The sequence below is a fragment of the Kitasatospora sp. NPDC053308 genome, from assembly GCF_055585785.1.
On record NZ_JBVJJY010000020.1, the window covers coordinates 24,594 to 37,065 of the forward strand.

The 12,472-nt window shown below is 72.6% G+C and carries 13 protein-coding genes; 12 read left to right on the forward strand and 1 reads right to left on the reverse strand.

Annotation, left to right across the window (positions count from 1 at the left end; genetic code table 11):
- The first annotated feature begins 21 nt into the window (after positions 1 to 21).
- From recG to mutM, 9 genes are all read left to right on the forward strand, one after another.
- A complete protein-coding gene (recG, locus tag ACZ6Y7_RS31510; protein WP_465761345.1) occupies positions 22 to 2,247 on the forward strand; it encodes an ATP-dependent DNA helicase RecG in 2,226 nt (741 codons plus the stop codon).
- A gap of 104 nt (positions 2,248 to 2,351) precedes the next feature.
- Positions 2,352 to 2,885: a hypothetical protein gene (locus ACZ6Y7_RS31515; protein ID WP_355674667.1), complete on the forward strand. Its 534-nt coding sequence runs from the start codon at positions 2,352 to 2,354 to the stop codon at positions 2,883 to 2,885.
- A 399-nt stretch (positions 2,886 to 3,284) separates the two neighbouring features.
- Positions 3,285 to 3,869 carry a 16S rRNA (guanine(966)-N(2))-methyltransferase RsmD gene (gene rsmD / locus ACZ6Y7_RS31520; protein ID WP_465761346.1) on the forward strand — a complete coding sequence of 195 codons (585 nt, stop codon included), beginning with the start codon at positions 3,285 to 3,287 and terminating at the stop codon, positions 3,867 to 3,869.
- 49 nt (positions 3,870 to 3,918) lie between these two features.
- Positions 3,919 to 4,410 (forward strand): pantetheine-phosphate adenylyltransferase, encoded by a 492-nt coding sequence (coaD, locus tag ACZ6Y7_RS31525; RefSeq protein ID WP_465761347.1) that lies wholly within the window; start codon positions 3,919 to 3,921, stop codon positions 4,408 to 4,410.
- A 209-nt stretch (positions 4,411 to 4,619) separates the two neighbouring features.
- A complete protein-coding gene (locus ACZ6Y7_RS31530) occupies positions 4,620 to 5,813 on the forward strand; it encodes an ATP synthase F0 subunit B (RefSeq protein WP_465761348.1) in 1,194 nt (397 codons plus the stop codon).
- Positions 5,814 to 5,975: 162 nt separating this feature from the next.
- Positions 5,976 to 6,620 carry a YceD family protein gene (locus ACZ6Y7_RS31535; protein ID WP_465761349.1) on the forward strand — a complete coding sequence of 215 codons (645 nt, stop codon included), beginning with the start codon at positions 5,976 to 5,978 and terminating at the stop codon, positions 6,618 to 6,620.
- 2 nt (positions 6,621 to 6,622) lie between these two features.
- Complete coding sequence (rpmF, locus tag ACZ6Y7_RS31540; protein ID WP_030056747.1) at positions 6,623 to 6,796, forward strand: 50S ribosomal protein L32; 174 nt, start codon at positions 6,623 to 6,625, stop codon at positions 6,794 to 6,796.
- Positions 6,797 to 6,816: 20 nt separating this feature from the next.
- The gene (rnc, locus tag ACZ6Y7_RS31545; RefSeq protein ID WP_465761350.1) at positions 6,817 to 7,608 is read left to right on the forward strand and encodes a ribonuclease III; all 792 of its coding nucleotides are present in this window, start codon (positions 6,817 to 6,819) and stop codon (positions 7,606 to 7,608) included.
- 126 nt (positions 7,609 to 7,734) lie between these two features.
- Complete coding sequence (gene mutM / locus ACZ6Y7_RS31550; RefSeq protein ID WP_465761351.1) at positions 7,735 to 8,613, forward strand: bifunctional DNA-formamidopyrimidine glycosylase/DNA-(apurinic or apyrimidinic site) lyase; 879 nt, start codon at positions 7,735 to 7,737, stop codon at positions 8,611 to 8,613.
- Between the two features lie 83 nt (positions 8,614 to 8,696).
- Here the strand turns inward: mutM and ACZ6Y7_RS31555 are convergent, their stop codons facing one another.
- Entirely contained in the window at positions 8,697 to 9,620 is a 924-nt protein-coding gene (locus ACZ6Y7_RS31555) for a DMT family protein (RefSeq protein WP_465761352.1), read from the reverse strand.
- Positions 9,621 to 9,939: 319 nt separating this feature from the next.
- Between ACZ6Y7_RS31555 and ACZ6Y7_RS31560 the strand changes: the two genes are divergently transcribed.
- The 3 genes from ACZ6Y7_RS31560 (at position 9,940) to ACZ6Y7_RS31570 (ending at position 12,356) form a co-directional block, all read left to right on the forward strand.
- Positions 9,940 to 11,292: a hypothetical protein gene (locus ACZ6Y7_RS31560; protein ID WP_465761353.1), complete on the forward strand. Its 1,353-nt coding sequence runs from the start codon at positions 9,940 to 9,942 to the stop codon at positions 11,290 to 11,292.
- 147 nt (positions 11,293 to 11,439) lie between these two features.
- Positions 11,440 to 11,739 (forward strand): acylphosphatase, encoded by a 300-nt coding sequence (locus tag ACZ6Y7_RS31565; protein WP_465761354.1) that lies wholly within the window; start codon positions 11,440 to 11,442, stop codon positions 11,737 to 11,739.
- Positions 11,740 to 12,152: 413 nt separating this feature from the next.
- Positions 12,153 to 12,356, forward strand: a complete 204-nt coding sequence (locus tag ACZ6Y7_RS31570) for a hypothetical protein (RefSeq protein WP_045702518.1) — start codon at positions 12,153 to 12,155, stop codon at positions 12,354 to 12,356.
- Positions 12,357 to 12,472: the final 116 nt, after the last annotated feature.

Sequence of the window (12,472 nt, forward strand, 5' to 3'; positions counted from 1 at the left end):
GGTGGTGTAAACAGGGCGCTGATGGGCGCTCTCGATGAACCACTGACCAAGCTCGTCGGCGACCGCACCGCGAAGGTGCTCGCCGACAGCCTCAAGCTGCGCACGGTCGGGGACCTGCTGCACCACTATCCGCGCCGTTACGTCGAGCGCGGCCAGCTCACCAGCCTGGACGAGCTGGAGATCGACGAGCACGTCACCGTGCTGGCCCGGATCGAGAAGGTCACCCTGATCCCCTTCCGCGGCCGCAAGGGCGACCGCCTGGAGGTCGTCGTCACCGACGGCCGCAGCCGGCTCTCGCTGGTCTTCTTCAACCAGGGCTGGCGGCAGAAGGAGCTCAGGGCCGGCGCCCAGGGCCTGTTCGCGGGCAAGGTCGGCGTCTTCAACCGCACCCGCCAGCTGGTCTCGCCCGACTACCAGCTGCTGGACGAGGACGCCGGGTCGGACGCCGCGAAGCAGTTCGCCGGCCGGCTCATCCCGGTGTACGGCGCCAGCGCGCAGATGCCCAGCTGGAAGCTGTCGATCTGCATCGAGACCGCGCTCACCAAGCACCTCGGCGACGTCGGCGAGCCGTTGCCCGCCGAACTGCGCGCGCGGCACGACCTGATCCCGCTGCCCGAGGCCCTGGAGCTGATCCACCGCCCGCGCAGCCACGCCGACCGCGAGCGCGCCCAGAGCCGGCTGCGCTGGGACGAGGCCTTCGTGCTCCAGGTCGCCCTGGCCCGGCGCCGGGCCGCCGACTCGGCGCTGCCCGCCAAGCCGCGGGTGGCCCGCGCGGGCGGCCTGCTGGACGCCTTCGACGCCCGGCTGCCGTTCACCCTCACCGAGGGCCAGCGGAAGGTGTCCGCCGAGATCGCCGCCGACCTGGCGACCGAGCACCCGATGCACCGGCTGCTCCAGGGCGAGGTTGGCTCCGGCAAGACCCTGGTGGCGCTGCGGGCCATGCTCGCCGTGGTGGACGCGGGCGGCCAGGCCGTCTTGCTGGCGCCCACCGAGGTGCTCGCCCAGCAGCACCACCGCTCGATCGTCGAGATGATGGGGGACCTCGCCGAGGGCGGCATGCTCGGCGGCTCGGACCTCGGCACCCGGGTGGTGCTGCTGACCGGGTCGATGGGCGTCCCGGCCCGCCGCCAGGCGCTGCTCGACATGGCCTGCGGGGACGCCGGGATCACCATCGGCACCCACGCGCTGATCGAGGACAAGGTCCGGTTCCAGGACCTCGGCCTGGTCGTGGTCGACGAGCAGCACCGCTTCGGCGTCGAGCAGCGGGACGCGCTGCGCGCCAAGGGCGAGCAGCCGCCGCACCTGCTGGTGATGACCGCCACCCCGATCCCGCGCACCGTCGCGATGACCGTCTTCGGGGACCTGGAGACCTCCGTCCTGGACCAGCTGCCGGCCGGCCGTTCGCCGATCTCCACCCACGTCGTCCCGGCGCTGGAGAAGCCCAACTTCCTCACCCGGGCCTGGGAGCGGGTCCGCGAGGAGGTCGGCAAGGGCCACCAGGCGTACGTGGTCTGCCCCCGGATCGGGGACGAGGAGCCCGCGGCCGACCCGAAGGGCGCGAAGAGGAAGCGGAAGCCGGCCGAGGAGGACTTCGAGGACGTCGCCGACCTCGGTGCCGCGAGCGACGAACGGCGGCCCCCGCTCTCGGTCGTGGAGACGGCCGAGATGCTGGTGAAGGGCCCGCTCGCCGGGTTGCGGGTGGAGATCCTGCACGGCCGGCTCGCACCGGAGGCCAAGGACGACGTGATGCGCCGGTTCGCGGCCGGCGAGGTGGACGTCCTGGTCGCCACCACGGTCATCGAGGTCGGCGTCAACGTCCCCAACTCCACCGCGATGGTCATCATGGACGCCGACCGCTTCGGCGTCTCCCAGCTCCACCAGCTGCGCGGCCGGGTCGGCCGCGGCAGCGCGGCGGGACTGTGCCTGCTGGTCAGCGACATGCCCGCGGGCAGCCCCGCCCGGGCCCGGCTGGACGCGGTCGCGGGCACCCTGGACGGCTTCGAGCTGTCCCGGATCGACCTCGAACAGCGCCGTGAGGGCGACGTGCTGGGCCAGGCGCAGTCCGGGGTGAAGTCCTCGCTCAAGGTGCTCTCGGTGCTGGAGGACGAGGACGTCATCCTGACCGCCCGGACCGAGGCCACCCGCCTGGTCGCGGAGGACCCGGAACTGGCCCACCACCCGGAGCTGCGCACCGCGCTGGAGAGCCTGCTCGACGAGGACCGCGCGGCCTACATGGAGAAGGGCTGAGCGGGCCGTCGGCCCCGGGAATTGTCAGACCCCCGCGAGAGAATGTCATTGTTCAGGGCGCACCCCCAAGGTGCGTTCCTGGCGCGACACTTGGGGGTCCTGCCATGGCATTCCGTCATCTCAACGAGCTCCCGCTGGGCGACAAGGTCTTCCGGATCGAACTCGCCAGCGACGACGACCGCGAGGTCACCCTCACCCTGACCGGCTGGCGCGAGGGGGCGGCCGCCGCGCCGCTCGCCTCGGGCAAGCTCCGCCTGCCGGTCGAGGACGTCGCCTCGCTGCGGATCGCGCTCAACCGCGCGCTGCGGGCGCTGGCGATCGTCGCCGACGTCTCCGAGCCCATCCCCGACCGCGACGTGCTGCGCGAGCTCTACCCCGGCCACGGCGCCCCCTGGGTGCCGCAGCACGAGGAGGAGCTGGTCCGGCGCTTCCACGACGGCGAGACCGTCGCCCGGATCGCCGCCCGCTTCGGCCGCACGCCCGACTCCGTCCGGACCAAGCTGCGCGAGCTCGGGCACGACCCGCGCCGCCCCGAGTTCTGCCCGCCCGACGGCTGCCTGTCCTGGTCCCGCTACGCCTCGCCGGCCCTGCTCGGCGCGGCCGTCCCGGCCCAGTCCGCGGGTTCCGAGGCGAGCTGAGCAGCTGAGTGCGCGGGCACCTGCGGCCCGGCGGGCCGCAGGTGCCCGGCGCGGGCGCGGCGGGCGGGCCGTCGGCACCGGCGCGCCCCTTCGGCTCGGGGCTGTGACTCGCCCGCTCGCCTCCGGGGCGCTCCTTGCCCGGTGCCGACGGTCGGCGCTCCAAGGCCCTCGTTCCTCGGGCCTCCTCGCTTCTCCCTTTCGGCACCGGCGCGCCCCTTCGGCTCGGGGCTGTGACTCGCCCGCTCGCCTCCGGGGCGCTCGTTGCCCGGTGCCGACGGTCGGCGCTCCAAGGCCCTCGTTCCTCGGGCCTCCTCGCTTCTCCCTTTCGGCACCGGCGCGCCCCTTCGGCTCGGGGCGGGATAGCGTGGTCGGGCAGCGACGAAAGGACCTCCCACCACCATGACCCGCGTGATCGCCGGGGCGGCCGGCGGCCGCCGACTGGCCGTACCGCCCGGCCGGGGCACCCGGCCGACCTCCGACAAGGCCCGCGAGGCGATGTTCTCCACCCTGGAGGCGCTGCGCGGCACCCTGCACGGGGCCCGGATGCTGGACCTGTTCGGCGGATCGGGCGCGGTCGGGCTGGAGGCGCTGTCGCGCGGTGCCGAGCACGTCCTGCTGGTCGAGGCGGACGCCCAGGCGGCCCGGGTGATCCGGGAGAACGTCCGCTCGATCGGCCTGCCGGGCGCCGAGGTCCGGGCCGCGAAGGCGGAGAAGGTGGTCGGCGGCCCGCCGCCGCAGAGCCCGTACGACCTGGTGTTCCTGGACCCGCCGTACGCGGTCACGGACGCGGAACTGCGCGAGATGCTGATCACACTCCTGGCCGGGGGCTGGCTCGCCGAGGACACACTCGTCACCGTGGAGCGCAGCACCCGTGGCGGCGAGTTCGACTGGCCCGAGGGCTTCGAGGGGCTGCGCTCCCGCCGCTACGGCGAGGGCACGCTCTGGTACGGTCGCGCCGCCGCCGCGGCCGACCAGCAGGAGTAGCGGGCCGAGGCCCGCCCGAGCCGTCACCCCACGAGGGAGCACACACGCCATGCGCCGAGCCGTCTGTCCCGGGTCCTTCGACCCGATCACCAACGGTCACCTGGACATCATCGAGCGGGCCTCGAAGCTCTACGACGTGGTGCATGTCGCGGTCGCGATCAACCGGAACAAGCAGGGCATGTTCACCATCGAGGAGCGGATCGAGCTCATCGAGGAGACCACGGCCAAGTACGGCAACATCGTGGTCGAGTCGCACCTCGGCCTGCTGGTGGACTTCTGCCGGGAGCGCGGCATCCCGGCGATCGTCAAGGGACTGCGCGCCGTCAGCGACTTCGACTACGAGCTGCAGATGGCCCAGATGAACCACGGGCTGACCGGCGTCGAGACGCTGTTCCTGCCGACCTCGCCGACCTACAGCTTCCTCTCCTCGACGCTGGTCAAGGAGGTCGCCTCGTACGGCGGCGACGTCTCGCACCTGCTGCCCGAGACGGTGCACCGCCGGCTGGTCGAGCGGATCGCGGAGCGCAGGGCCGCGCAGTAGGCGGTCGGCCGGCCGGTCGCCGCGGCGGGCTGTCCTTTTCTGCCGGTTCGTCACGACTTGTCCGGAGGCCGGGAGGTCGGCTCGGCTCGGGCGTTGTGACCCTGCCCCGGGGTGGCCGTACAGTCTGTATTCCTGCCCTGCGGTGAGGTCCACCGCGCCGGGCCTGCCTCCGCCGGAGCGTCGGCGGCACACGGAAAGACGAAGCCCCCGTGGACGTGCAGAACAAGGTCGACGAGATCGTGGCGGCGATCGAGAACGCCCGCTCGATGCCGATGTCCGCCTCCTGCGTGGTGAACCGGGCCGAGCTGATCGGCCTGCTCAACGACCTCAAGGCGGCCCTGCCCGCCGAACTCGCCCAGGCCCAGTCGGTGATGGCCGACCACGAGCAGGTGGTGGCCGGCGCCCAGGCCGAGGCCGACCGGATCATCCAGGGTGCGCACGCCGAGCGCGGCTCGCTGATCTCGGACACCGAGGTGGTCCGCCAGGCCCAGGCGCAGGCCGACCGGATCCTCGCCGAGGCGCGGGCCGAGGTCGAGGCCAAGCGGGCCGAGGCCGACGACTACGTGGACAGCAAGCTCGCCAACTTCGAGGTCGTGCTGACCAAGACCCTCGGCGCCGTCGGCCGCGGCCGCACCAAGCTGCGCGGCGACTCCAGCGTCTTCGAGACCGAGCACGAGGGCGACGGGGACGGCGAGGAGTTCCGGCCGCAGCGGACCACCCCCAGCCCCGAGGTCGACGAGTACGTCGATGTGAAGCTGGCCACGCTGGAGAACGTGCTCAGCGCCACCCTGGAGGCCGTCGGCAAGGGCCGCGACAAGCTGCTCGGCAAGCGGCCCATCGACGAGCTGGGCGCCTACCTGGCCGCCGCCGACGAGGCCCAGCAGGCCAAGGAGCGGGCCGAGGCCGTCGCGGCGGGCTTCGCCACCGACGCCGACGGCGATGACATCGCCTGGTACCGCGAGGACGTCCCGCAGCAGCAGACCTGGCCGGAGCAGACCCCGGCCGCGGCCGGCTGGCAGGAGCAGGGGAGCGACCAGTACGCGGCGGCGGCCCAGCAGCAGAACGGGCCGTACGTCGAGGTGTACGGCGGCGGCTTCGACCCGGCCGGCCAGGGTGACCCCTACAGCGCCCAGTGGGGCCAGCAGCAGGGCGGTTACCAGCAGCAGGGCTACCCGGCCCAGCAGCAGGACGGCTACGGGTACCAGCAGCAGCAACCGCAGCAGGGCTACGGCGCGCAGCCGTACGACGGCTACCACTACCCGCAGCCGCCCGCCGCCCCGCCGGCCGTGCCGCACCAGCAGCAGGGCCAGGGGCAGGGGCAGGGCCAAGGCCTGGACGAGACCAGCTTCTTCGACACCAGCATGATCGACATGACCAGGCTGCGGGAGCTCGGCGGCCGCTGACCGGATCGTCGCGGAGTCTCCTGACGGGACCGAAGTTGGGCCTGGCGGGAGACTCCGGTAGTCTGACCACTCCGGCATCCCCATGTCCGGCCGTCGGCTTGCCCGCGCAACGCCGACCGGCCCTGGGAGCCACCGATCACCTCCTCTGGAAGTCAGGACACCGTGAACCGCCTCGACCACCGCGACCCCCTCGTGTTCGACACGCACGAGCTCGGCCGTCGTCCCGGTGCGATGCGCAAGGTGAGCCGGACCCTGGAGGCCCCCGAGGGCTTCGGGATCATCGACGTGATCGGCGTTCCGGAGAAGAGCCCGATCGAGCTGGAGCTCCGCCTGGAGTCCGTGGTCGAGGGCGTGCTGGTCACCGGCACCGCCGAGGCCCACGTCGAGGGCGAGTGCGTCCGGTGCCTGGAGCCCGTCGACTTCGACGTCGACGTGGACTTCCAGGAGCTGTACTACTACCCGGAGTCCGACGAGCGCCACCGCGCCCGGACCGCCGGGGCCGAGGACCTCGACGAGGACTCGGAAGAAGAGACTTACCGCCTGGAGGGCGACTACTTCGACCTCCAGCCGGTGCTGCGTGACGCGGTGGTGCTCGCACTGCCGCTGCAGCCGGTGTGCCAGGAAGACTGCCTGGGCCTGTGCTCCGAGTGCGGAGCGCGCCTGAGCGACGACCCGGCGCACCACCACGACGCCGTCGACCCCCGGTGGGCGGCTCTGCAGGGACTCTCCGCCGCCCCCGGCGACGAGGGTGACGGGATCAAGACCAGCGACACCCGTGAGGGTCTCGCCGAGAACCAGGAGAAGTAGCCGTGGCTGTTCCGAAGCGGAAGATGTCGCGCAGCAACACGCGCCACCGTCGGTCCAACTGGAAGGCCGTCGTTCCGGCCCTCGTGGCGTGCGACCGCTGCCACGAGCCCAAGCTGGGCCACATCGCGTGCCCGAGCTGCGGCACGTACAACCGTCGCCAGGTCCTCTCGGTCTGATCGGCGGGGTGCACGGATCGATGTCGGACGGTAACTCCACCCGCAAGGCGTCCTCTGCCCCGAAGGGTTCCCCTTCGGGCGGCGGCAAGGCCGGCGGGCCGGCTTCGACCGAATACGACGTCCTGGAAGGGCGCCTCGGGTACACGCTCGAGCGCGCCCTTCTGGTACGCGCCCTGACCCACCGCTCGTACGCGTACGAGAACGGGGGGCTGCCCACCAACGAGCGCCTGGAGTTCCTCGGCGACTCGGTGCTGGGCCTGGTGGTGACCGACACCCTCTACCGCGTCCACCCGGACGTCCCGGAGGGCACGCTCGCCAAGCTGCGCGCCGCGGTGGTCAACTCCCGCGCGCTCGCGGACGTCGGCCGGGGCCTGGACCTCGGCGCGTTCATCCGACTCGGCAAGGGCGAGGAGGGCACCGGCGGCCGCGACAAGTCGTCGATCCTCGCCGACACGGTCGAGGCCGTGATCGGTGCCGTCTACCTGGACCAGGGACTGGACGCCGCCACCGAGTTCGTCCACCGCCTGTTCGACCCGCTGATCGAGGAGTCCTCTCAGCTGGGCGCCGGCCTGGACTGGAAGACCAGCCTGCAGGAGCTCACCGCCTCGGTGGGCATCGGGGTGCCCGAGTACGTGGTCATGGAGTCCGGCCCGGACCACGAGAAGACCTTCACCGCGGCGGCCCGGGTGGCCGGCGAGGACTTCGGCAGCGGCGTCGGCCGCTCCAAGAAGGAAGCCGAGCAGAAGGCCGCCGAGAGCGCCTGGCGCGCGATCAAGGAGAAGTACGCCGACCGGCTGCCCGCCGGGGCGTGACCGCCGAGTAGCCTTTCCCCTGCCGATCCGTACAGGTCGGTACGGAGCCGCACGGAGCCGTACAGGCCCGTACCGGTCCGTACCGAGGTCCGTACGGATCCGTACCGACGCAGGAGGTCCCTTCCCGTGCCCGAACTCCCCGAGGTCGAGGTCGTCCGCCGCGGTCTGGCGAACTGGGTGGTCGGGCGGACCGTCGCCGACGTCCAGGTGCTGCACCCGCGCGCGGTCCGCCGCCAGCCGGCCGGCGCGGCCGACTTCACGGCCCGTCTCGCCGGCACCACCCTCGGCACCGCGCAGCGGCGCGGCAAGTACCTGTGGGTGCCGCTGTCCGGTACCGGAGCGGGCTTCTCGCTGATCGGCCACCTCGGGATGAGCGGCCAACTCCTCGTCCAGGACCCGTCGGTGCCCGACGAGACGCACCTGCGCGTCCGGCTGCGCTTCACCGACGGCGGACGCGAACTGCGCTTCGTCGACCAGCGGACCTTCGGCGGCCTGGCGGTCGAGGACGCCGAGGCGGGCGACCCCGAGGGCACACCCGTCTCCATCGCGCACATCGCCCGCGACCCGCTCGACGTGCGCTTCGACGACGCGGCCTTCGTGGCCGCGCTGCGGGCCAGGCGCACCACCGTCAAGCGCGCGCTGCTCGACCAGACCCTGATCAGCGGTGTCGGCAACATCTACGCCGACGAGGCGCTGTGGCGCTCCAAGCTGCACTACGACCGTCCGACCGCGACGCTCACCCGCGCCCAGGCCGCCGTCCTGCTGGCCAACGCCCGGGACGTGATGACCGCGGCGCTCGCCGTCGGCGGCACCAGTTTCGACAGCCTCTACGTCAACGTGAACGGCGAGAGCGGCTACTTCTCCCGGGACCTGGACGCCTACGGCCGCGAGCACGAGCCGTGCCGCCGCTGCGGGACGGCGATCCGGCGGGCGGCGTGGATGAACCGCTCCAGCTACTTCTGCCCCCGCTGCCAGCGGGTGCCGCGGGCCCGCGCCGGGGGCTGAGGGCCAGCGGGTGCCGCGGGCCCGCAGCTGGGGCTGAGCCGGCACCGGACCGGCGTCGCCCCTCGGCCCACCGCGCCGGGCCGTTACGGCCGGCCGGCGAGTTCGGGCTGCCCGGCGTCCGCGTCGCCGGGTGCGCCGTGGGTGTCCTGGCCGAAGTAGGCGACCCCGACCGCGGACACCACCGCGAGCAGGAAGCCGACGACGCCGAGCCAGCCCAGGCCGGCCTTCGAGGAGTCGCCGAGCCAGAGCACGCCGACCGCGCCGGGCAGCACCGTCTCACCGACCACCAGGGCGGCCGTCGCGCCGTTCACCGAGCCGATCTGCAGTGCCACGGTGTGGATGTACATGCCGCCGAGGCCGCCGACCAGGATCGCGTACAGCGCCGGGTCGGAGAGCAGCGTGCCGAGGTCGAACGGGTCGACGCCGTTCAGGATGCGCACGCCGACGCCCAGGGCGCCGAAGCCGAGGCCGGACAGCAGGCCGGCGACGATCGCGCCGTTCGCGCCCATCCGCCGCACCAGCAGGCTGCCGCCGACCAGCAGCACGGTGGTGACGATCAGCAGCCACCAGTGGAAGGACATGTCCGCGTGGTGGCCGCCCTCCGGGCCGGCCGAGACGGCCAGCAGCACCAGCGCCGAGCAGAGCACGCCGATCGAGGCCCACTCCAGTCGCTTGAGCCTCATGCCCAGGAGCTTGATGCTGAGCAGCGCGGTGATCACCAGGTTGGCGCTGATGATGGTCTGGGAGAGGAACAGCGGCAGCAGCCGGGCGGCCAGCGCGCCGAGCCCGAAGCCGACCAGGTCGAGCACCGTGCCGAGGATGAACTCCCAGGTGACGGCGGCCTTCGCGGTCGAGGACAGGCTCGGTCCGCCGTGCTCGGTGGTCGAGGTGGTGGCGCCCTTGGCCGCCTCCTCCCGGGCGGAACGGCGGGATCCGACGGCCTGCAGGACCGAGCCGGTGCCGTAGCAGGCGGAGGCCGCCACGGCGGTGACGAGGCCGATGATCACCAAGTGCTCCGATCGGGAGTGGGGTCGAGAACGGGCTGGGTCCAGGACAGGCCAGGGGACCGGTGGCCCCGGACCAGTGTGCCCGCTCGCGCGGTACGGTCGGCACGCCCCCGTACGCCCCGGAACCGGGGCCGGACCTGCCGGGACGTACGTCCGGGCGGCTTCCGCGGTTCCCGCGCCCCGCCCGTGTCAGGGTCGGCTGGGGGGAACATCATCCCCGAGGACGGGTGCGGCCCCTGCGGACGGCGGGGAGTGCCGCCCCCACCAGTATGCGAAGGGTATGGCGTGCTCCGACGTCACTCGCGGTAGCGTCGGGGACATGAGAACCCTTGCACGACGTTCCCGGGGCGCCGGGCCACTTGCCCTGGTGGCGGCGCTGCTCGGGCTGCTGCTCCTGCTGGCACCGGCGGCCTCGGCCGACGGCGGGCTGAGCGACGCCTCCGCGACGCTGAAGAAGGGCAAGGTCTACGTCGATCCCGCGATGACCGGCCGTTTCAGTCAGGCCCAGGCCGACGCTCTGACCAAGAAGATCGACAAGGCCGACAAGCCGATCTTCATCGCGGTCGTCCCGGACTCCCCGGCGTACGCCAAGGAGACCGTCATCCCCGACCTGCGTGCCCTGGTGGGCATCGACGGCGTCTACGCGGTCTGGCGCGGGGACGGCTTCCTCGCCAAGGCGGACCAGGGCGCGATGGCCGCCGGCGCCGCCACCCGGATCTCCGGTGCCGTCGGGCGCGCCCACCACGGGGACATCGACGCCACCCTGAACGACTTCGTCGACCAGGCGGCCCCGCAGACCAAGGGCCAGGGCGTCAACCACAGCACCTCGATCGCCTGGGTGGTCATCCCGGTCGTGCTGATCGCGCTGGCCGGCGCCGGCGTCTTCCTCCTCTTCCGCCGCGCCAAGAAGCGCAAGGAGGAGCAGGCCCGGGCCGAGCTGGAGCAGCTGCGCCGGGTGGTGGACGAGGACATCACCGCTTTCGGCGAGGAGCTGGACCGGCTCGACTTCAACCCGGCCGCGGCCGACGCCGACGACACCCAGCGCACCGACTACACCCACGCCCTGGACTCGTACGAGAAGTCCAAGCGGCTGATGGAGGAGGCCAAGCGGCCGGACGACGTCAAGCAGGTCACCGAGGCGATCGAGGACGGCCGGTTCGCGCTGGCCACCCTGGCGGCCCGGCGCGACAAGCGCCCGCTGCCCGAGCGCCGCCCCCCGTGCTTCATGGACCCGCGCCACGGCCCGTCCGTCAAGGACGTCGACTGGGCACCGCCCGGCGGCACCGCCCGTAGCGTCCCGGTCTGCCAGGCCGACGCGGACCGGGTGGCGGCGGGCCTCGACCCGGCCGTCCGCACCGTGGACACCGACCACGGGCAGCAGCCGTACTGGAACGCCGGTCCGGCGTACGCGCCCTACGCGGGCGGCTACTACAGCGGCTTCGGCGGCGGCCTGCTGCCCGGCCTGCTGGTCGGCACCATGCTCGGCTCGATGATGAGCACCCCGGCCTACGCCGCGGCGCCCATGATGGACGGTGGCCACCACGGCTACCAGGACCAGTACGAGGGCGGCGACTACACCGGGGCCGACTTCAACGGCTCCGACTTCAGCGGCTCCGACTTCGGCGACTTCGGTGGCGGCGGCGGTGGCGACTTCGGCGGCGGGGACTGGTAGCCCCGAGCCGAGCGCCCGATCGGGGCGCCCGAACCCACGCGGCCCCGCCGGTTCACCGGCGGGGCCGCTCCCGTCCGCGGGAGCCGGGGTCCGAGCGGTGACCGGGTCCGAGCGGTGACCGTGAGCGCGGACGGCTAGGGTCGGGGCATGCACGGTCGCGACGCCCACAGTGAGGAACCGGTCCGGGTCACCGCCTGGGTCCGGGGGAAGGTCCAGCAGGTCGGGTTCCGCTGGTGGACCAGGGCACGGGCGCTGGAGATCGGCTTGACCGGCTACGCGAGCAACCTCGGCGACGGCCGGGTCCAGGTGGTCGCGGAGGGCCTCGCGCCCGACTGCGAGCAGCTGCTGGCCCTGCTGCGCGGCCCCGGGACCCCGGGCCGCGTCAGCGGCGTCACCGAGATCTGGACGGCCGTCGGCCCTGGTTACGAGGGTTTCGAGATCCGCTGAGCCGCCGCGCGCGACCCCTGCGCCCGGCCCGCCGGGAAAAGATCCGAACTGTCGGTGTCACGAGGTTGCCATCCGGGCAGACTCGTGGTTGACTCCGCATCGAACGATGATCCACGAGCACGTGGTGGACCCGTCCCGATGGACCCCCAGGCGTGACCACACCGCCGGGCAGGTGACAGGGGCGCGGTAGCGTGCGGTGATCGTGTTGACCCTTTCCGTCTTTGGTGAGACGCTGGAAGCCCGCGCACACGACCGCGTTTTCCCGGCCGGCGCATGCCCTCGTGAGCCCAGCTCACGGTGGTTGTGCCGGAGTGCCCAGCCAGCACTTCGGGAGGCGCGCCGCGCGTGCGTCCCCCTTCCCCCTAGACCTGTACCGTTCCGGTTCGGTCACTCAGCGTGGAGGACCATTCATCATGGCAAAGGCGCTTCTCGGGTACGTCGGCGGCCCCGACCCGCGAATGCTCTCCGAGATGCGACGGCTTCAGCAGCGCGTCCAGGACCTTGAAGCCGAGCTCCTTCGGATGCAGGCTGAGAACGACGCTCTCACCGCTGTCGCTGACGAGCACTCGCTGCTCAACAGCATCGATCTGGATCAGCGGGAGCCGGCTCTCACCTGAGTCCCGCCCGGTCTCGCAGATCGACGCCGCTGTGCACTGAGCCGCCCCGCAAGGGACGCAGCTTGCAAGGGACGCCCTGATGTGGCGTCCCTTCGTCGTGTCGGACTCCGGATACA

What these genes read in the sequence shown, in the direction of transcription:
- recG (WP_465761345.1), top strand. Translation starts at nt 22, where the DNA reads ATGGGCGCTCTCGATGAACCACTGACCAAGCTCGTCGGCGACCGCACC.
- ACZ6Y7_RS31515 (WP_355674667.1), top strand. Translation starts at nt 2,352, where the DNA reads ATGGCATTCCGTCATCTCAACGAGCTCCCGCTGGGCGACAAGGTCTTC.
- rsmD (WP_465761346.1), top strand. Translation starts at nt 3,285, where the DNA reads ATGACCCGCGTGATCGCCGGGGCGGCCGGCGGCCGCCGACTGGCCGTA.
- coaD (WP_465761347.1), top strand. Translation starts at nt 3,919, where the DNA reads ATGCGCCGAGCCGTCTGTCCCGGGTCCTTCGACCCGATCACCAACGGT.
- rnc (WP_465761350.1), top strand. Translation starts at nt 6,817, where the DNA reads ATGTCGGACGGTAACTCCACCCGCAAGGCGTCCTCTGCCCCGAAGGGT.
- ACZ6Y7_RS31560 (WP_465761353.1), top strand. Translation starts at nt 9,940, where the DNA reads ATGAGAACCCTTGCACGACGTTCCCGGGGCGCCGGGCCACTTGCCCTG.
- ACZ6Y7_RS31565 (WP_465761354.1), top strand. Translation starts at nt 11,440, where the DNA reads ATGCACGGTCGCGACGCCCACAGTGAGGAACCGGTCCGGGTCACCGCC.
- ACZ6Y7_RS31570 (WP_045702518.1), top strand. Translation starts at nt 12,153, where the DNA reads ATGGCAAAGGCGCTTCTCGGGTACGTCGGCGGCCCCGACCCGCGAATG.